This window comes from Paenibacillus ehimensis NBRC 15659 (genome assembly GCF_004000785.1).
GTDB lineage: Bacteria > Bacillota > Bacilli > Paenibacillales > NBRC-103111 > Paenibacillus_G > Paenibacillus_G ehimensis.
The window spans coordinates 1-19,237 of the sequence record NZ_BILX01000030.1; the positions used below are offsets into that span (position 1 = coordinate 1).

The window sequence follows — 19,237 nt, forward strand, 5'->3', positions numbered from 1 at the left end:
ATAGTTTGCTGCAAACCGATTGGAATTTTTTAAACTTCTTGGGGGCGCTTATCATGGAACCGGTAGTGAAGCATGCATGGAATTTATCTGAAATGGATGCAGTCAAACTGCAACAAGAGTTATCTTTAAAAATGATAAGGGAAGATCAACTTGCTGAAGTTAATTATATTGCTGGAGTGGACGTAGCGTATAGTGAACACAGCGACAAATTAATCGCTGCGATCGTTATTTTAGAAGCAAGTTCATTACATATCATAGAATCGGTTGTGGTGGAAGACACGGTTCATTTTCCTTATATCCCCGGGTTGTTTTCGTTCAGGGAGATTCCTCCGCTGCTTAAGGCGTTCAAGCAAATAAAGAGCGCTCCACAGCTCATTGTCTGCGATGGACAGGGAATGGCCCACCCCAGACGATTCGGACTAGCGAGTCATTTGGGCGTTCTCTTCGACATTCCTGCCATTGGATGTGGAAAAACGAAGTTATTAGGAGAGTTCCAAGACCCCGGACGAACAAGAGGATCTTCTTCACCATTGGTTGATCATGGCGAGGTGATCGGGGCCGTGTTAAGAACTCAGGATCATATTAAACCTATTTTCGTGTCCATCGGTCATCGTATTTCTTTAGCAACGGCTTGCGAATGGATCTTAAAGCTCTCGCCGAAGTATCGTTTGCCGGAAACAACGCGGCAAGCCGATCAGCTTGTGAATAAAGTTTTAGGCGGTCTTCCAAGAGGTCAAGAATAAAATGAAGGGCGGATTTCCGCCCTATAAAAGAGTTTAGTGCGTTCTGCGGATCTTCAGACCGTTTGAAAGTTTCATATTAGGTGTATGCTTGAACCTTTCTTTATCCTCTCGATGTCTACCCTTTCTCTAATATTTAACGCAATAAGAGGAAAGTTGGCAATTGAAAAAGATATACTGACATCCTTAACCTCAAATTCAAAGCATGTCCCGTCTACATTGCTTACTGCTATTTTTGAACCAGCCAAGTTCTTTAATTTTGTAAGTTGATAAGGATTCGTTTCATCTACACTAATCTTCAGTACCAAACCACGGTCTGGCAGATCAATAACATCTTCTAACCTCATAATTTCCAAAGATCCGCTTCCTCTCAGAACGGCTTCACCAGCATCAAGTACAGTACGATCAGCGGAATGATAATGACCAGCGTGCCAAACACATCCCACGTGCGGGAAGCTTTCCGGTATGCTGCGGTAAGCGCGCCTTCCGCCTCGGCGATGACGCTTTCCTTCATCATTGTCCGTTGGGCGGGAATGAGGAGAGCCCCCCAGATCAAGCCGCTGAGCACAAACAAGGCTTCCGAAGCCGTCATCCAGTTCAGCTCCGCGAGCGAATATCCGTTCAAGGCGGCCATGATGTGGCCTGTTGCGAGCAGCAGAATGACGCCGGGCAGCGTAAACCAGTAATCGGCGTGCATGACATTGCGCGCCACCCGCCGGATGTGGGTCAGATCTTGACCGCGCTCCGCCGACAGCTTCCAGAACGCCGCCGTAATAATGTTGCCGAGAAACAGCACGGCTCCAAGCACATGCAGAAAAATCAACGCTCCCATGTTCACTTCTCCTCCTTGTGGTGATTGTCCAGCATTGCCGCGCATTCCAGCAGGGCATCGATTTTGGCTTGATGATAACGGATGCCGATCGTAAGGGAGAGCAGCTGATGCTTGGGCATCTGCAGATGATACTGGTCATACATCCCTTGGAGGATGCTCAGCTTCGCTTCGTGCTGTTTGCGGCTTTGTTCGATCCAATCCAGCATCTCGCCCTCATCCATTTTTCCGCCAAAAAACAGCCTCATGCACACATCGGAGCGCACGTTATCTTCCTCGACCGGCTGCTCGTAATATTGGGCCAGAACGGCTCGGCCGGCTTCCGTAATGGAATATTCGTTTTTGTTCGGACGGTCCTCCTGTATAATCGTGCGTTTCTCGATGCAGCCTTCCTTCTCCAAATTTTTGAGCGTCGGATAGACGCTGCCGTAGCTCCCCTCGAAGAAAAAGGAGATCGGCCCTTCAAAATTTTTTTTGATTTCGTATCCGGTCATCGGACGCTTGCTTAATAGGGCAAGAGCGACATATTTGGCCTGCAGCTGCATCGGCGCAGCCTCCTTTATCGATATAATCATTATTTATATTAATAATATTAATATAAATCGTCTGTGGGGGTTTTGTCCAGTTTTTTCTTTCTTGCTGCATAACAAAGCATCCCATTTGACTGTGACATTAATGATATGGTTTATAATGCAGATACCGAATGGAAAAAGGGTGAATGAAATGGAACAACGAAGTCTGGTAATCCTGGGGATATCCGGAAGTCTGCGCAAGCAATCGTCTAATACACGGTTGCTCTCGTTCGTCGGAGGAATGATGCCAGCCGGTATGGAGTTTCGCATGTATCAAGGGCTCGCGGATTTGCCGCATTTCAGTCCGGACTTAGACGGTGACGAAGGCCAATTGCATGGGGCGGTGCGCGAATGGCGGGAGGAGCTGCGAGCGGCGAACGCGATCGTGATCTGTACGCCGGAATATGCGCGAGGAGTGCCGGGCTCGCTCAAGAATGCGCTGGACTGGGTCGTATCCTCGAGCGAGTTCATGAACATGCCGACGGCGGTCATAAGCGCGTCTCCGCATCCGGATGGCGGCGCTGCAGTGCTGCAATCGCTGACACTGACTCTAAAGATGATGAGCGCGGTTATCCCGGACGAAGCATCACTGGCCGTTCCGTTCGTTAGTAAGATGATTGGGCCGGATGGTAACGTGACGGACACGAATACCTTGTCATCGCTTCTCAATCTGGTTCAGGCGCTCTCGCAGGCCATAAAGGGCCATTAATCAATATGCAGCTCTGGCCGGTCACTGAGGCAGCACGAAACGCATCGCATGACGTTGATCTCCGCGGTGAAAAGGGCTGGGCGGGCTTGACGCCGGAACGCGGACAGAAAACGGCGCTGACGGCGAAACAATCGAATAGAGGAAGGAACGTAACTCCTTCGACAGGCGGCATCCGTTTGACCTTTGGGTCGGGCGGATGTTTTTTTGACGATAGGGAGCAGGTGGATGCGATGAGCGTTTTAGGCAAAAAGTGATCTCTTTTGTTCAATCCAGGCAAACGGGGATCGGGCTATACTTTGGGTACGGTTCCCGGGAGCTTATCATTTGAGAACTAAAGTTTTGCAGGAAAGGAGCGTATGGCTGTGACGGATACGTACCAAGACCGTATCGAAATTTTCGAATTGTTCAACGTTATTGACGGCGACACGGCCGAAGCGTCCGCGCGAGTGCGCGCTTATCATGTGGGGGCGGGAGACAAAGCGCATTTGTTCGAGGAATCGCTGGCCGCTTTTGAGGCGAAGCTGATACGGACGCGTGAAGGCTGGCGCTTCAGTCACTTTGCCAAGCCGCTCTATGTGATGCTGGGCACGCAGGAAGTATTCGGGCTCGCAAACCCGCACGAAACCGAAAAAATAACCGAGAACTAAAGGAAAAAGAGGAAAAAACGATGAGCGGACAAGAGATGATCAGACATTTTTTTGAATCGGAAGCCAAGCGGGATATCCAGGCTATGGCGGCCGTAATGGCGGACGATATCGTGTACGAGACGCCGTTTGGCCCGGAGGGAGTTACGGACCGCGTTCAGGGAAAAGAAACGTTGGCGCAAATGCTGGATCAGTTTATCGGCAAGGAGAACGGGATGTACGCTTCCTGAGACATTTACAATATCCGGGTATATTCCGCCAGTGAGTCGGACTTGTTTTTCGTCGAGATGGATGGCAAGGGCGTCGTGGCGAAGAGCGGGCATCCCTATGAGCAATCCTATATCAGCTTGCTGCGGGTAGAGGGCGGACGAATTACGCTTTGGCGGGAGTACTTCAATCCCATCCGTCTGCAGGCTGCGCTTGCTTCTCTTCAAGCCTGACCTTTGCAAGGGCGGACGGCTCCGACAAGTCCTCTTTCATCATGGGTGCAACGATCCCGATCGACGGCGGCAACGTAATAGCGTAACGTAAACAAGCTTCATCTAACGATGCCGGACATCGTCAGATGAAGCTTTCTTGCTTGCGGCGCTATTCCTCTTCCTCCGTCACCTCGTCCATCCCGACCGCCGCATCGAAGACAGATTCCCCGGGGACGTTGGTTAGGTCTTCCTTTGCCCGAACCTGCCGCTTGATGTTCTCATAAAAGCTCTGAAACGACTGGTCCAGCAGAGCTTCGCGGTTCGGATCGTCGTTGACGTCGGAATCGACTTCCATGCTTTGGTTATCCTCTGCGCTTCCGTCTGCCGTTTTGTTGTGATCGGGGGTCATGGCGCCATTCCTTTCGTTCCAGCGGTTACTTGTTGTTCAAGTTTCTCAACACTTGGGCCGGCATTTCTTTGCGGTCTTCCTCGGCTTTCTTCCCTTTGGCTTTATCGTCCGGGTTCGCCGAATTGAACCGGGCTGCGTCCATCCCGTCCATAATATTCATGGGAAATCCCTCCTTTACCGATATCATGGCTTTCGCCGGCCGATTTTATTCCGTGGGCTCGCTCGCGGAGCTTCATATAAACTTAACCTCGTTCCAAGCGGATTTATATTATAATGGTTCAACGAGAAGCAGGCATATTCTTCTAAACTACGAGGTGGAGCATGAACAAGACGGTACGTTCGTTAGGCATCGCGCTGCTGGCGGTTGGCTTGGCCATTCCGGCATGGAGCGGCAGCATCTCTAGTGTCCGGGCGGAGGCTTCCGGCGGTCCTTCGGTCTCCTTGCTGTATTTCAACGACGGACACGAAATCAGCCCCGTGACCGACAAGCTCGGCACCCGCGGCGGCGTGGCCCGGGTGAAGACGCTGGTGGACAGCGTAGCGGGAGAGAAAATCGTCGCTTTCGGCGGCGATCTGGGGGGCGGGACGTTATTCGGCGGCGTCTTCAAAGGGCACCCGATGGTGGAAGCCTTGGGCCGAATTCCGGTCGATGTCGCGAATTTCGGACAGCACGATTTCGACGCAGGCGTCCCCAATACGCTGGAGCTGATCAAACATTCGCGCTTTCGGTGGATTTCCACCAATTTGGCCGGGAGCGACGGGAAGCCGTTCGGTCAAGTGCCGGAATATGTTGTCATAGAAAAACAAGGCATCCGCATCGGTATCCTCGGCTTGACAAGCGCCATGGAAACGACAATGCGTGACGAGCGGGTCAAGAGCCTGAATGTGATCGAATCCGCGCAAAAAGCGGTAGACAAGCTCAAACAAGCAAAAGTGGATATGATCGTAGCGCTGACGCAGGAGCCGGTAGCGGACGATAAAGCGCTGCTGGCGGCCGTCCCCGACATCCGGGCGGTCTTTACTGAAGAAGAAGCGGAAGAGAAATCGTTCGTCCATGAGGTCGATGGCGGCAGCCGGCTGATCTTCTCGCCTCAAGGCAACATGGGATCGATCATCCGGCTAATCGTGAACAAAGAAACCGACGGGACGATCCGCTTGTCCCATGAAATTTTGAAAGTCGACGAAACCGTCCAAGAGGACAAGCCGCTTGCCGAGATGGCGGCTGATTACCAGGCCAAGCTGGACGCGGAGCTGGGCAAGAAGGTTACTACTTTGGGAGGCGATTTGCCGTACGGGGATCATCACGAATCCCGTTTCCGGGAAACGGCCATCGGCAATTGGATTGCCGACGCGTACCGCGATTATTACGGGACCGACATCGCTTTTGCGAACGGCGGAGGCATTCGGGCGAGCGCCAAAAAAGGCGATTTCACCTTAAAGGACGCCAAGTCGATCTTGCCGTTCGGCAACAAAATTGTAAAGGCGGAAGCGACCGGAGAGATGGTGCTCAAGGCACTCGAAAACGGAGTTTCCGGAGTGGAGAAGCTGGCGGGCGGCTTTCTGCAGGTTTCCGGCATCGCCTATGAATACGACGCGGACAAGCCGTCCGGTCAGCGGGTGCGGAACGTTCGAATCGGCGGAAAACCGATCAATAATGACGCCGTCTATACGCTGGCCTTGTCCAACTATATGTTCACCGGCGGCGACAATTACACGATGTTTGCCGAAGCGAAGCCTCTCGTAGGCGCGGGAGAGGCGCTGACGGATTTTGAATTGCTGGCGGCGTATGCTTCCAAGCTAAAGCAGGTTCATATCGAGCCGGAGGGGCGGATCGTCGTCAGAGGCTTCGCCGACGTGCCGTCCGGTCATTGGGCGTATGCGGCGGTCAAAGGGTTGACCGATGCGGGCGTCATGAGCGGCGCGGGCGAAGGGCGTTTCGCCCCCAACACGGGCTTGTCCCGCAAGGAGGCAGGCGAGATGGTGTCCAAGGCGTTGGCCGGGGAAGCGCAAGTTCCGGTGTGGAGCGAGCTGGGGCTGGGCGGCGAAGACATGGCAGCCCCGATTGTGCGGCAGGAGCTGGCGCTCATCGCCAAATGGCTGTACGGGAAAAAAACAGGCAAAACGCTCCCCGCCGCAGCGAAGTCGCCGTTTGCGGATGATGCGGCGATGCCGGACGGAATGAAAGAAGCGGCCGCCGGGCTGGCCCAGCTCGGGCTTGTCGAGGGGCGGCAGCCGAACCAATACGCCCCGAAGGAACAGGCGACGCGTGCGGAATTCGCCCACTTGGTCTGGAACATCCTCAGCAAATAAGTACCTCTATTCAAAAACAAGTCAGTGCTCGCCCAGTAAGGCGGCATACGGCTTGTTTTTTCCATTTTCAGCATTTATTCAGCTTTCGCTCAACCAACGCTCAGCCCAAACTAAGGTTCCATTAATGTACGGCTCCTATACTTCAAAGTGTAAGTGAAATCAAAAAAAAATTCGAACTCAAAGGAGACATGAATCATGAAAACATTCGGTAAAAAATTGATGGCAGGAACGATTGCGGCAGGCTTTCTTCTCGGAGGAGCCGGATTGTATTACTCTCAGGCATACGCTGCAACGACGGCTACCACGGAAAGCGGAACAACCGCAGACAGCGCGCAGCCGGGGCAAGGACACGGGAAGTTCGGCAAGGGCGGCTTCGGCCGGGAAGGACACGGCTTCCGCGGCGTCAACATCCTGAAAGAAACGGCCACGCTGCTGAACTTGGATGAGCAGACGCTGATGGACGAGTTGAAGCAGAACAAGACGCTGGCGCAAGTCGCGCAGGAAAAAGCGGGCCTGACGGAAGACGTCCTCATCCAAAAGCTGACCGAAGCCGAGACGAAGGCGATCGACGAAGCGGTGAGCGCGGGCACGATCACGCAGGAGCAGGCAGACAAGCGTAAAGCTGATCTGGCGGACCGCCTGAAGCAAGCCGTGACCGATACGAAGCTGCCAGGGCATCGCGGCGGCAAGGGCGGTTTCGGAATGCTGGGTAACCCGGAGAATCTGACGAAGATTCTGGGTATTACCCAGCAAGAGCTCACCGACGCGATGAAAGCAGGCAAGTCGCTGACCGAAATCGCGCAGGAGAAAGGCATTAGCCGCGACCAGCTGATCAGCCAGATCAAAGCGAACCTGGACGAAGCGATCGGCAACTTCGTAGACCGCAAGCCGGGACAACGTCCGGCTGCGCCTGCCGCGGATTCCGCTAACAGCGAAGGGTAAGAAGAAAAGGATGATATGGAAAAGATCTTGTCTCATTAGTTGAGGCAAGATCTTTTTTTATACCAATACGCAACTCTCTTTGGGATATTGAATCATAAGATGGTAGAATGTGTATTGGATTAATTTTGAAAAATAGGCTTATATTTTAATAGGGAACAGGAGTAGATGAATTGAAAAAGGTTATGCTGCTTGGCATCGTCGCCGGACTTGCGTGCACTGCAACAGGATGCACTTGGGTGTCTGACACGAAAGAACAACCCAAGCTCTCAGGCTCCATCAAAGTCGTATATTGGAACAAAAACAGCTTTATGCAAAATTACGGCAACCTTTTTAGCGTCAAATATCCCGATCTGACGGTTGAGGTTCTTCCTTTGGAAGGACTTTACAAGCCCCAGCAGGATAATAAAAAAGCGTTTGACGACTACGTTCAGCTCCACAATCCGGATGTATTATTGCTGGATTCGGAGCAATTCGAACGATACGCGGGCTCAGGCAAGCTGAAAGCATTGGACGCCGATATGAAAAAGGATGCCTTTGATACGAAAGGCTATTATTCGGGCGTTCTGGAGTATCTGAGACGAGCAGGGGACGGCAAAATTTACGGGTTCGCTCCCTTTTTTAATTGCGAAGCCGTTTTTTACAATAAAAAGCTGTTTGCGGAGCATGGCGTCCCGTTCCCGGGAAATAAAATGAGCTGGAACGAGCTTATATTGTTATCTCAACGATTTTCGACTCAAAACGAAGATCCCCCGGTCTACGGCTTGGAAGGCCGTACGCTGACGAACCCTTTTATATTCGCAACAACAGTTGGCGCGAGCTACGGGCTGAAATATTTAGACCCCGAATCGAAGAAAATGACCTTGAACACTCCCGAATGGGCGAAAGTTTTTAAGCTGGTCGCGGAGGCGTTCCAAAAAGGAAATTTTTATAAGGCTGACCCTGCCTCAGGCCCCAAGCCGTCTCCGGGAAGCAAAAGAGAAGAGGTGCTCAAGCAGCAGTATCCGTTTTTGAACGGACATATCGCAATGACGATTCAAGGTGTTGATTTCGTCGATGTACTAAGTACGACGCCGGGGCTCCCTTTTGAGTGGGATCTGGTCACCGTACCCGTTGATCAGAGCAACCCCAATAGCGGCAATTCCATGTCGGTGAATGAAATTTTTTCGGTCAACGTAAACTCTCAAAATCCTGCGGCCTCTTGGAAGTTCATCGAATACATAAATAGCGATGCCTTCGCACGTATTATGACCAAATCGACCATAAAAGCTTTGCCTGCCCGTGTGAACGCTGCGCCTAAAGAGGAAAGAAACGTGAAAGCCTTCTACGAACTGACTCCGCCGAACGAATCGATGTATAAAAACTTCGACAAGCTGCCCGACAGCTTTTTGATGACCTTCGATTCGATTATCAACCAGGAGATGGAGCCGTTGTTGCAGGGTAAGAGCACGGCGGAAACGGCCTTGCAACGGATCGAGGCCCGCTCGCAAGCCGAGCTGGATAAGCCAAAGGATGAAAATCCGGGTTCCGAAAAGCTAGTTTTGGAAATATCGTGTGAATCGGGAGAGGGGGATTTACATGAAGTATCCGGTTTTCAAAGAAGGGGCAACGCTGGGAGTAACCGCTCCGTCCTCCGGGGTGCCTACGGCATTGCATGATGTGGTCAAGCTTTCGTGCAGCCGCATGCAGAGCAGAGGCTTTAACGTCGTTTGCGGAGAAACGGTGTGGACGCAGGAGAAGGCCAAGTCCTCGGCGGCTCAAGTCCGCGCGAATGAATTCAACGCCATGATGAGGAACGATGCGATCGATATGATCATTCCGCCCTGGGGCGGGGAGCTGCTGATCGAGATCCTCGAATACATTGATTTTGAAGGGGTGCCGGGCAAGTGGATTCTGGGTTATTCGGATGTTAGCGGATTGCTGTTGGCGTTCACTTTAAAAACCGGTCTGGCGACGGCGCACGGAACGAATCTGGTCGATTTGCGAGGCGAGTATTCCGACGAGACGACGGCCATGTGGCAAGCGGTCTTATCGACGAAAACGGGCGAATCCGTCCTCCAGTATTCCTCGCCGAAGTATCAAAAGGAATGGAGACACGCCGATCCTTCGCCGTGCATCTACCATTTAACGGAGCCAACTTATTGGAAAACCGCGTCGGGGACAAAGACGAGCATGCAAGGCCGTTTGCTTGGCGGATGTATTGACATCATCCGGCATTTGATTGGCACCCCGTTCGGCGATGTGCGGCATTTCCGGAAGCATTTTATCCATGAGGACCCTATCGTATGGTATCTGGAAAACTGCGAGCTGTCCACGACGGATTTACGCAGGTCGCTGGTGCAAATGAAGCTGGCCGGCTGGTTTGAGCACTGTTTCGGCATCCTGTTTGGGCGCAGCAGCGCCAATCGTCCGGTTGAAGGCTACACGGCCGAAGAGGTTTATCAAGAGCTGGCCCAGGAGCTGCAGCTTCCGATTGTTTACGATATCGATTGTGGCCATGTCCCGCCGCAGATGACATTCATCAACGGAGCGTACGCCGAAATCGAAGTCGAAGCTGGCAAAGGGACAATTAAGCAATTTTTTAAGCCATAATCCAATAGACGAGAAAAAGGTCAGAAGGACAGCGTGAACGTATCTGGAGCTTGCTGGGAAACCCTCGAAGAGAAATCTCAGCCAAATTGAGGTGGGGTATATCCCGTAACAGTTTACGTCCGCCTTTGAAACCCGTGAAAATACCGCAAATTCTAATCAAAGTTCACGGGTTTCAAGAGCGGCTGAAGGGATATACCCCATCGGCATATGCAGAGAATTTCTAGGCGCAGCGGGTTTCCCAACAAGCTCGGAACAGGGTAAACGCGTCTTTTTAACCTTTTTTCACCTACAACGAAATCAGATCCCGCGACAGCTTGTTCAGCCGCTCGCAGCCGTTGTCCGTCACCAGCACCATGTCCTCGATCATGATCGAGCCGACACCGTAGCCATAGTACGGCGTCTCCAGACAGATGACCATACCCGGGCGGAAGACGGTTTTCTCCGACGGGCTCAGGAACGGGGCTTCCTCAGCCGCGAGGCTCAGCCCCGCGCTGTGCCCCAGATGGCCCCGGTTGTAATTCGGGAGACCCGAGCGGCGGATCAGCGGCATCACTTCATCAAAAGCTTGTTTCATCGGCATGCCGGGCTCGATCAGCTCCAGCAGCCGGTCGTGTCCGGCCCGCAGCGCGCCATAGATGCGCTTCACCGTGTCCGACGGGGCGCCGAGCACGAACGTGCGCGCAATGTCCGAGCCGTAGCCGGCCACGTCGACGCCGACATCGAATTTGATCAGATCGCCCGGCTGTCCCGGACGCGTGTCGAAAATATGCGCAGGTGCAAAATGCGCTCCGACCGAAATCATATGGAAGCGGGAGGACGAGCCGTCGGCATGGGTCAGCAAGGCGAGCCGGAAGGCATCGGCGATCTCGGCGGCCGAGCTGCCGGCCCGGATTCCCTTGATCGTTTCGGCGATCCCGATCTCGGCGTATTCGCAGCTCTTGCGCAGGTGCTCGATTTCCCAAGGCGTCTTAAGCGCGCGCAGCTCGGTCAGGATGGCTCCGGCTTCCGTTAATTCCAAGCCCGGGACGGCTTCACGCAGCGCATTCACGGCAGGATACCGCATGGAGCTCAGCTCCACGGCGATCCTGCCGCTGTGTATTCCATGCCCGGCCAGCACCTGCCCGAGCAGCCCGAACATCTCCTGCACTTGATGGTTCACGGGCCGCCGCCCTTCGTACTTGGCGCCGCGTAGCCCGAGCGGATCGTCTACGTCCACCCAGGTCGGGTATGTGCGCAGCTCGCACTCGGGTAAATCCGCCGGTACACCCGCGGCCTCAAACTCGTTCATGATGATGACCGTACGGCGGCTTGGGTCGCGGAACATCACGGCCAGCGCAACTTCGCTCATGCGCAGCGTATACATGAACGTGCTGGGGTGGCCGGACAGATAGTAGAAATTTTCACAGCTTGACGCCACGAGCGCTTCCACGTTTTCCTTCTCCATGATCGCCCGCGCCCGCTCCGCGACGTTCTTCAAATGCTCTGCTTTGCTGGGAACCACAATGTCCACTCCTTCGAATCTTACTCGTTACTCCGTCTCCGGCGCACCTTCGATCTGCCGCAAAAACTTGCGGGCCCGCTCCGTCTGCGGCTCGACGAAAAATTGCTCCGGCGAGCCTTCTTCCTGAATTTTTCCGTCGCTCATAAAAATAACCCGGTTCGCCGCTTCCCGCGCAAACTTCATCTCGTGGGTGACGACGATCATCGTCATGCCTTCCGCGGCAAGCTGCTTCATGACGGACAGCACCTCTCCCGTCAATTCGGGGTCGAGCGCGGACGTCGGCTCGTCGAACAGCATCATCTGCGGCTGCATGGCAAGAGCCCGGGCAATTGCGACCCGCTGCTGCTGGCCGCCGGACAGCCGGGAAGGGTATTCGTTCTTCTTGCTCGACAGCCCCACCTTGGCGAGCAGCGCTTCTCCGATTTCGACGGCCTGCATTCGGCTCATCTTTTTGACAATCGTAGGAGCCATAATGACATTCTCCAAGGCGGTCATATGGGGGAACAAATTGAACGACTGGAACACCATGCCGGTTAACGTACGGATGTGCCGGATCGCCTGCTTCTTGCTTGCAGCGTCCATGGAAGCGTCCCATGCCGCATCGCCCACCCGGATCGATCCCGCGTCGGGCTCCTCCAGCCCGTTCAGGCAGCGCAACAGCGTGCTTTTGCCGGAGCCGCTCGGACCGACCAGGACCACGATTTCCCGGGAGCGAATATGTAGATTGATGTCGCGGAACACGACCAGATCGCCGAAGCTTTTGCCGAGTTGGTTTACCTCGATCATGCAGATCACACGCCCTTAATAAGCTTTTGACAAACGAGATTCGATGCGGTCGAGAATATAGGAAAAGAACATGCTCATGACCCAATACATGAGAGCAATGGCGATATAAAAAGGCATCGCGACATAATACTGCGCAATGAGCAGTTGGGCGGAGCGCAGCAGCTCGGTCACGGTAACGACGGACACGAGCGACGTCTCCTTCAGCATCCCGACAAACGTATTGCCCATCGGCGGAATCGCCACACGGGCCGCCTGCGGCAGCACGACCCGCCGCATCGTCTGCCAGGGCGTCAAGCCCAGCGACACAGCGGCTTCCGTCTGCCCTTTGGGCACGGACAGAATCGCGCCGCGGAACGTCTCGGACAAGTAGGCGCCGATGTTGATGCTAAGTGAAATAAAGGCCGCTGTGAGCGGCCCGAGCGTAATCCCGTAGTCGGGTAATCCGTAATAGATGATGAAGATCTGTACCAGAATCGGGGTTCCGCGAATGATGGACACGTAACCTTTGGCCAGATTACTTATAAGCCAATTTCCTTTGAGACGGGCGATGGCGACGACCATCCCGATGATGAGTCCGAAGAACATCGAGACGATTGTGATCAGCAGTGTATAATACGCGCCCGTCATTAGAAATTGGAAGTTCTGTAAAACCAGTTCCATGCCGTGCATCCTCCCGGTCCGCGCTGATTAGAAGTTCGGGTCTACGCCAAACCATTTTTGGAAAATCTCTTTGAACGTGCCGTCGGCTTTCATCTCGGCCAGCGCTTTATTGATTGCGTCGAGCAGCTCCGGGTTGTTTTTGCGGATGGCGACGCCGGCAAAATCCTCTTTAATCGGCTCTCCGACCGCTTTGACCTTGAACTGGTTTTTCTCGACCAGCGGCTTGATGGCGAATACGTTATTGATCGTTGCGTCGATGCGGCCGACGTTCAGGTCCTTCAGCGACGTGATGACATCGTTATACGTGGCGATTTCGAACGTGCCGACCTTCGGCATCGCGACGTCGCGCAAATATTTCTCGTCGTTCGTGCCGAGCCCGACGCCGATCTTTTTGCCTTTGAAGTCTTCGAGCTTTTGGATCGTTGTGTTGTCGCTTTTGACGACCACGTTCACGGCGTTTTTCACGTACGGCGTGGAGAAGTCCATCGTTTTTTTGCGGTCCTCGGTGATCGTGACCTGGCTTACGAGCGCGTCATACTTGTCCTTTTGCAGCCCTTCGATCAGCCCGGAAAATTCGCCGGTGATGAATTCGACTTGAACGCCCAGACGCTTCGCTACCGCTTTGGCAACGTCCGCGTCGAAGCCGTCGATCTCGTGCTTCTCGTTCAGGAAGTTGTACGGGGCATAAGTGCCCATAAGCCCGACTCTGATTTTGCCGGCTTTCTTGATTTGCTCCAGCGAATTAGCGGCGGTTGTCGTCTCGGCCGGTTTCTTGCCGGCGTTCGCATCCGGGGCCGGCGCCGGGGCGGGCTTGGTTCCGCATCCCGCGAGCGCGATGGCAAGAACGCTCAGCAGCGAAGCGGATTTGAACAATTTGCTTAGTTTGATAGACATAACAGGTGCCTCCTCATGGGTCTTCGTAGATGTAATATGGGTTATCCGAGCAAGCCCCGGAATTCGAACTTGGCGGTTTCTTCGGCGATCTCCGACGGCGAATACGTGGATTGGAAATCGACATCGTGCATGGGTCCGAACAGCCATTTGGACAGCACGCCGGTAATTAAACAGACGAGAATGTTGGCCCGCAGCGACAAATCGTTCGTTCCGGGCAGCATCCCGAGCTCGATCGCGCGCTGAATGTTGCTTTTGAACGCTTCTTCGAACGCAATCCAGGTCTGCGAGACGGCTTCCCGCACCGGCGGATCGGCGCCTTGGCCTTTCATGAGCAGCAGAGCCATCAGATTCCGGTTCCGGTCGGCAAATGCGAACAGATCCGTAAGCAGCCGAGCGGACGAGCTCACCATGTCATCTACCGTGCCCGCATGCTTGCGGTAGCCTTGCCCGATGACTTGGATCAGCTTCTCTTTGCCGCCTTCGATTAACTCCAGCGCGAGCTGTTCCTTGCTTTGAAAATGCCAGTAGAACGTGCCTTGCGACACCCCTGCGGCCTTGACCACGTCGGAAATTTTGGTGCCGTGATATCCCTTGCGGGCAAATAAGTCCAGAGCAGCGCCCATCAACTGCTGACGGCGGTCCTGATCTTGTTCCGGTAAAGCAGGCAGCTTCCATCGCCCCTCTCCACTTAACTGACGAGTCAGTTAAGGTTAATTCCGATGGGTTTACTATATTTTAAAGACGCCCCCGTGTCAAGTCCCAATATGCGAATCTTGTCGAAAATTGGAGGGAATCCTTTGTAGGATATCCCAAGGAAAGAGAAGTTATCCAGATGTTGGGGATAGATTGTGGACATTTTTTTACAGGATAGAAGGGAACCGGATAATAAATTTTACATTATTTTTGGTAAAAATAGGCGATTCGTAGCATTTGGGATTTCAACACGGATGTTAATATAATACTGACCGCCTATAAATTTCTTATTTATGCAGGTATAGTTTCTAAAGGTTTTTTCGACTAATTTATGATGACGGATGGAAGGCGGTACGCTGGCACGAGGGGGAGAAGGGGCCATGTGTGCACAGACAAGACACGGACCGGGGAATCGTTCTTGGGATTGATTTTAAGGTTCTGATCAGAAGGAGGACTTGGCTGTGAATGGTAAAATATGGGCAGTTTTATAAAATGTAGTCTTTAATGAAATTTATTCAAATAGGCCTACTCGGAGATATTTCAATAGGCCTAGAAAGAAATGTTATAGAAGAAATATTAGGAGAACCTCAAGATATTTCTGTTTCCACAAAACCAAGGATTGCAAAACATGGTTCGATTCAGTTTTCATTTCCCGGAGATAATCCTCATGATACACTTCAATCAATACATCTATACTTTGATGAAGTAATTGAATTCCCACAGGGATTACAATTTGAGGGATGGTTGCCGCATAAGAGATCGGTGTAAAAGAGTTTCTTGATTGTGCCAAGCAATTAAATGTTGTATTGGAAGAAGATTCCCTACACACGTTTTAAAAATCTTCAATTAGGGTTTAAGTCTAAAGCGGAAGTTATAGTGATATTTTATATTGAAGAAGGGGTGGAGAAGCTTTATAGTATACATTTAAGTAAGAAATAGTTTTGCATAAAAAACATAAGTGTATATGGGAATGATTGTTAAGCCTCGGAGGACGTGGTCCATCGAGGCTTTATTTTTATACAGGGTTAATTCATTAAGGTCTGAGAATGGCCATGCCTAGCGTGCATGGCCTTCTATATTTAAGTATATCAACTAAAAGGAGATCTTTATGGAGGATAAAGTTCAAAAAATAAACTCGTTATTTAAATATTTGACTCATGGTAATGAAGGTTCTCCGGAATTTGAAACATTTATGGCTTTCTTACGCGGCTTGAAGGATTATTCAACCTTATTAGACTTTTATGATGTTGAATTTATCAGGCACCTCTTAGAAGATGTGTTGCCGAAAATAAATGAAAAGTATAATAAGGCGTTAGTGATTGAGACCATTGTGGAAGCGACTTACGGTAATGCTGAGAAGAGCATGATAGAAAAGCTTTTTAGTGAGTACATTCCTCTATTGGCACAGTATGCTACTACGCTGGAAAATGCGGCCAGATGTTTGAGAGGATTTATTGAATCGGGGATCAGCAGTAATGAAATCTTCGTCGAGATCGCTATGTTTAAAGACAAACAACACGCTATTTCATTGTTGACGTATATAAACATTCATTCATGGGGAGATTTGCCCCCTCAATCATCCACGCTTCAAGCCCAAGTTAAGGATGCGCAAAAGGTCAGGGAGCGTACTTATATATTTGCGCAATTTTTGGTTATTCTGCATCCTCTCGTAAGTAAATACCAAAGGGTAAGCTCCATTGATTTTGTATTTGATTATGAAGGAGCGCATGTCGATTGGCCGTTTAGTCGAGAGGGCAGTTCTCTTAGGCTGGTTAAACAAAATATCATCGATGAGAGAGAAGGAGCTATATTTGAAGAACTGGGTAAACTCATCCATGATGAAGCCGTAGATCTGCAATCATCAAGAGTCCTAAACCTGTATCAAACACTTTTTAACGGGAGAGATCCGCTGGATGTTATTTTTACACTGCCTGATGGGCGGTAGGAAAGTAGATATATGCCGCGATGGTTACAGTGTGATAGCACCTGGCGATGACCATATACAGGTAAGAGAACGTGAAGGCTACCCACCTTGCCAAATAGCCGCCGCGCGGCGGAATACATTACGAAGGAAGGTAATGCAGATGAAAGACTTTATGGTTGAAAAATAGTCAATACGTACATGGATGAAGCAAGTCGGGCGAATCAATTCACGTTTCACCACAACGGCTATATCAAAGTGCCGATAAAGATTCTACGGTGTATTGGCTTGAGTGCTTGCGAGAAGTTGATTCTGATGGACTTAATCGCTTATATGAGCGACGACAGGACGTTGTGCTAACCCGCCATCGAAATGATTGCCCGTGATGTCGGGTGTAGTTCCAAGTCGATAGAGCGGCATATAAAGGAACTTGCTGACAAGAAGATGGTTCTAGTCGGTCAAGACCGAAAGAACAACACATATCATCTGCCAAACTACCTGCACTACCACCCGTATTTGCTGATGAGCGAGAAGACATATGAGTTTATCAGCGGTGTGCGGAAGCAAGTCAACGAGCGAGAGTTGACGCTGTGGGTGATGGTGCAAGGGATTATAAAGCGTGATGAGTACTAGGCGTTCACCGCTCGGCTTCAAAAGCTACATGAGTTCCGCTTCTCTTGCGGAGAAGGAGATACTGGATACTATGCTCAATTCCTAAGAACGGAATTAGCGAAGCGATTTCCGCCCGATATGAACGGTCAATAGAAGAAGCTTCGGGCGAATACCGGACGTACCATTATGACCGCCGCGGCAGTACGATCGCGTTGACCGACGCCAAGGGACAAGTGACGGATCGTTACACGTATGGGCCGTATGGGGAAACGTTGAAGCACGAAGGGAGCACGGACAACCCGTTCCAATACAACGGACGCGACGGGGTTATGACGGACCCGAATGGCTTGTATTACATGAGGGCCCGATATTACCAGCCGGAGATCAAGCGTTTCGTCAACCGCGACGTATTGACCGGAACGATCTCCGAAGCTTCGACGTTAAACCGGTACGCTTATGTGAACGGTAACCCGGTCTCGTATGTGGCTCCATTCGGCCTGAGCCGGGATGGACATTCGTCGTTCCTGCTGCAGGGAGGCAACTTCCTCGTCGATACGATGCCGTGGGTGGGCACGATCAAAGGCTTCCAGCAAGCATTCTTGGGCACCAACTTCGTAACCGGCGAACGCTTGTCTACAGGGGACCGCTGGGCGGAAGGTATCGGAAGTGCGCTAAGCCTGATCCCGATTCCGGGGTTGAAGCACGCGGGCAAATATGCGACCAAAGGCGTCATCGCCGCGGAGAAGCAGCTTGAGCGCTTGTTTATGGGACCATGGATGAAAAAAGCGGAAAATACCGCTAAGAAGCTGATCAACGAGTGCAACTGCTTTACCGCCGGGACGAAGGTTCTCACAGACGAAGGGGAGAAGAATATCGAAGACATTGAGGTCGGAGATAAGGTTCTCGCTAAATCTGACGAAACTGGAGAAGTGGCGTATAAAGAGGTCGTTGGGCTGTTCCAAAAACAGGCTGACGAAATCTACTATGTTCGCATCGGGGATGAAATCATCGAGGTAACGGGTGAGCATCCGTTTTGGTTGGACGGCAAGGGATGGACGCTTGTTAAAGACCTGAAAGTTGGCGACTTGCTTGTTTCGAGTAACGGCACTAAACTGGCAATAGATAGGATTGAGAAAGAGCCGCGACAAGCAACGGTTTATAACTTTGAGGTTAGAGACTTTAATTCGTATTTTGTATCCAACCTAGGGATCTGGGTGCATAACTGCGCGTTGATTAATCTGCCTAGTGCTCGTTGGATTAATCATGATATCTATAATGAATTAAAGAGGCTGCAACTAGATAAAAAGTTTGTCAAGGCAAAAGATATGGGTTACGCTAAAGCGCGCGAAGGGGCAGACGGGATAATAAGTCTAACGAGCAACGAAATTATTAAGCACAAAGGTTATACCTACACTCACAAAATAAAAGTTGTAGGTGCGCCAAATCATGTAAGAATATATGGAAGAATTGATGAAAATGGTGCTATGGTTTTTGACCATATGACGGATGGAAAACGATGAGAAAAGTGGTGATAGGCCTTGAATTTGAAATCTATTGAGCAGATTTTCAATGATAATTATGATTTCGAGAAATTAAAAAAAAATACAGTGCACCTTCTTGAAAACTTAATACAAAATAGCGACAATAATTTCCTCAAAGATGTGGAGGGAGAATTACCAAAAGGGCTAAAATATTCAGACTTGAAAATAAAATACAACTGCACAAATATTTTTGTGAATAACAATGACAGAGAGTATCCGTATTTTAGAATATCCCTTCATTTGGTTCATCCGAAGACAGGGATTCGACTTTTCTACTATGATGTGGATTATAATATTGACGGCGAGTTCTCTGATGAATACTTTAGTAGAGATTAATAGTTAGTTATATTTCCAAACCTTGAGGTTAGTAGTCCTCAAGGTTTTTCTTTTCCATACCCGGTTCCGAATGAATATTGTACTCAGCGTAGAACGAATAGGGCGGAAAAAAAGATCTTCGTCGCATAGC

Annotated in this window: 22 protein-coding genes; 12 read left to right on the plus strand and 10 right to left on the minus strand. The window is 51.2% G+C overall.

Features of this window, described 5'->3' with window-relative positions; genetic code table 11:
* Positions 1-53: 53 nt before the first annotated feature.
* On the plus strand, positions 54-743 hold the full coding sequence (gene nfi / locus PEH01S_RS17895; protein WP_127487146.1) for a deoxyribonuclease V: 690 nt from the start codon (positions 54-56) through the stop codon (positions 741-743).
* 71 nt (positions 744-814) lie between these two features.
* Here nfi and PEH01S_RS17900 read toward each other — a convergent pair whose 3' ends face one another.
* The 3 genes from PEH01S_RS17900 to PEH01S_RS17910 are packed head-to-tail and all read right to left on the minus strand — an operon-like array spanning position 815 to position 2,114.
* Entirely contained in the window at positions 815-1,087 is a 273-nt protein-coding gene (locus PEH01S_RS17900) for a hypothetical protein (RefSeq protein WP_246062977.1), read from the minus strand.
* Between the two features lie 23 nt (positions 1,088-1,110).
* Positions 1,111-1,572: a DUF2269 family protein gene (locus PEH01S_RS17905; protein ID WP_025848501.1), complete on the minus strand. Its 462-nt coding sequence runs from the start codon at positions 1,570-1,572 to the stop codon at positions 1,111-1,113.
* A gap of 2 nt (positions 1,573-1,574) precedes the next feature.
* On the minus strand, positions 1,575-2,114 hold the full coding sequence (locus PEH01S_RS17910; protein ID WP_164827907.1) for a PadR family transcriptional regulator: 540 nt from the start codon (positions 2,112-2,114) through the stop codon (positions 1,575-1,577).
* Between the two features lie 178 nt (positions 2,115-2,292).
* On the opposite strand from PEH01S_RS17910, the gene PEH01S_RS17915 reads away from it, so the two are divergent.
* The 4 genes from PEH01S_RS17915 (at position 2,293) to PEH01S_RS17930 (ending at position 3,934) form a co-directional block, all read left to right on the plus strand.
* Positions 2,293-2,850, plus strand: a complete 558-nt coding sequence (locus tag PEH01S_RS17915) for an NADPH-dependent FMN reductase (RefSeq protein WP_127487152.1) — start codon at positions 2,293-2,295, stop codon at positions 2,848-2,850.
* 362 nt (positions 2,851-3,212) lie between these two features.
* Entirely contained in the window at positions 3,213-3,497 is a 285-nt protein-coding gene (locus tag PEH01S_RS17920; protein ID WP_164827909.1) for a nuclear transport factor 2 family protein, read from the plus strand.
* A 20-nt stretch (positions 3,498-3,517) separates the two neighbouring features.
* Positions 3,518-3,724, plus strand: coding sequence for a nuclear transport factor 2 family protein (locus PEH01S_RS17925; RefSeq protein WP_025848493.1), 207 nt, complete (start codon positions 3,518-3,520; stop codon positions 3,722-3,724).
* Between the two features lie 12 nt (positions 3,725-3,736).
* A complete protein-coding gene (locus PEH01S_RS17930; RefSeq protein WP_281281490.1) occupies positions 3,737-3,934 on the plus strand; it encodes a nuclear transport factor 2 family protein in 198 nt (65 codons plus the stop codon).
* 148 nt (positions 3,935-4,082) lie between these two features.
* Here PEH01S_RS17930 and PEH01S_RS17935 read toward each other — a convergent pair whose 3' ends face one another.
* Complete coding sequence (locus PEH01S_RS17935) at positions 4,083-4,322, minus strand: hypothetical protein (protein ID WP_127487158.1); 240 nt, start codon at positions 4,320-4,322, stop codon at positions 4,083-4,085.
* Positions 4,323-4,347: 25 nt separating this feature from the next.
* Positions 4,348-4,482 (minus strand): hypothetical protein, encoded by a 135-nt coding sequence (locus tag PEH01S_RS35830; protein ID WP_281281488.1) that lies wholly within the window; start codon positions 4,480-4,482, stop codon positions 4,348-4,350.
* A gap of 161 nt (positions 4,483-4,643) precedes the next feature.
* On the opposite strand from PEH01S_RS35830, the gene PEH01S_RS17940 reads away from it, so the two are divergent.
* From PEH01S_RS17940 to PEH01S_RS17955, 4 genes are all read left to right on the plus strand, one after another.
* The gene (locus PEH01S_RS17940; RefSeq protein ID WP_127487160.1) at positions 4,644-6,632 is read left to right on the plus strand and encodes a 5'-nucleotidase C-terminal domain-containing protein; all 1,989 of its coding nucleotides are present in this window, start codon (positions 4,644-4,646) and stop codon (positions 6,630-6,632) included.
* 195 nt (positions 6,633-6,827) lie between these two features.
* Positions 6,828-7,574, plus strand: coding sequence for a hypothetical protein (locus tag PEH01S_RS17945; protein WP_025848489.1), 747 nt, complete (start codon positions 6,828-6,830; stop codon positions 7,572-7,574).
* Positions 7,575-7,756: 182 nt separating this feature from the next.
* Positions 7,757-9,229 carry an ABC transporter substrate-binding protein gene (locus PEH01S_RS17950; protein WP_127487162.1) on the plus strand — a complete coding sequence of 491 codons (1,473 nt, stop codon included), beginning with the start codon at positions 7,757-7,759 and terminating at the stop codon, positions 9,227-9,229.
* The gene (locus tag PEH01S_RS17955; protein ID WP_127487164.1) at positions 9,150-10,163 is read left to right on the plus strand and encodes a S66 family peptidase; all 1,014 of its coding nucleotides are present in this window, start codon (positions 9,150-9,152) and stop codon (positions 10,161-10,163) included. Before PEH01S_RS17950 ends, PEH01S_RS17955 begins: the two co-directional genes overlap by 80 nt.
* Positions 10,164-10,449: 286 nt before the next feature.
* On the opposite strand, the gene PEH01S_RS17960 is transcribed toward PEH01S_RS17955, so the two are convergent.
* The 5 genes from PEH01S_RS17960 to PEH01S_RS17980 are packed head-to-tail and all read right to left on the minus strand — an operon-like array spanning position 10,450 to position 14,627.
* Entirely contained in the window at positions 10,450-11,664 is a 1,215-nt protein-coding gene (locus PEH01S_RS17960) for a M24 family metallopeptidase (RefSeq protein ID WP_127487166.1), read from the minus strand.
* Positions 11,665-11,691: 27 nt separating this feature from the next.
* Positions 11,692-12,450 (minus strand): amino acid ABC transporter ATP-binding protein, encoded by a 759-nt coding sequence (locus PEH01S_RS17965; protein ID WP_127487168.1) that lies wholly within the window; start codon positions 12,448-12,450, stop codon positions 11,692-11,694.
* Positions 12,451-12,465: 15 nt separating this feature from the next.
* Positions 12,466-13,110, minus strand: a complete 645-nt coding sequence (locus PEH01S_RS17970) for an amino acid ABC transporter permease (RefSeq protein WP_127487170.1) — start codon at positions 13,108-13,110, stop codon at positions 12,466-12,468.
* A 27-nt stretch (positions 13,111-13,137) separates the two neighbouring features.
* Positions 13,138-14,004, minus strand: a complete 867-nt coding sequence (locus PEH01S_RS17975) for a transporter substrate-binding domain-containing protein (RefSeq protein WP_025848482.1) — start codon at positions 14,002-14,004, stop codon at positions 13,138-13,140.
* A gap of 41 nt (positions 14,005-14,045) precedes the next feature.
* A complete protein-coding gene (locus PEH01S_RS17980) occupies positions 14,046-14,627 on the minus strand; it encodes a TetR/AcrR family transcriptional regulator (protein WP_127487256.1) in 582 nt (193 codons plus the stop codon).
* A gap of 574 nt (positions 14,628-15,201) precedes the next feature.
* On the opposite strand from PEH01S_RS17980, the gene PEH01S_RS17985 reads away from it, so the two are divergent.
* The 3 genes from PEH01S_RS17985 to PEH01S_RS35475 all read left to right on the plus strand — a co-directional run bounded on the left by PEH01S_RS17985 (position 15,202) and on the right by PEH01S_RS35475 (position 18,750).
* Complete coding sequence (locus tag PEH01S_RS17985) at positions 15,202-15,465, plus strand: hypothetical protein (protein WP_127487172.1); 264 nt, start codon at positions 15,202-15,204, stop codon at positions 15,463-15,465.
* Between the two features lie 340 nt (positions 15,466-15,805).
* Positions 15,806-16,642, plus strand: coding sequence for a hypothetical protein (locus tag PEH01S_RS17990; protein WP_127487174.1), 837 nt, complete (start codon positions 15,806-15,808; stop codon positions 16,640-16,642).
* An 800-nt stretch (positions 16,643-17,442) separates the two neighbouring features.
* On the plus strand, positions 17,443-18,750 hold the full coding sequence (locus PEH01S_RS35475; protein ID WP_246062974.1) for a polymorphic toxin-type HINT domain-containing protein: 1,308 nt from the start codon (positions 17,443-17,445) through the stop codon (positions 18,748-18,750).
* Positions 18,751-19,237 lie beyond the last annotated feature (487 nt).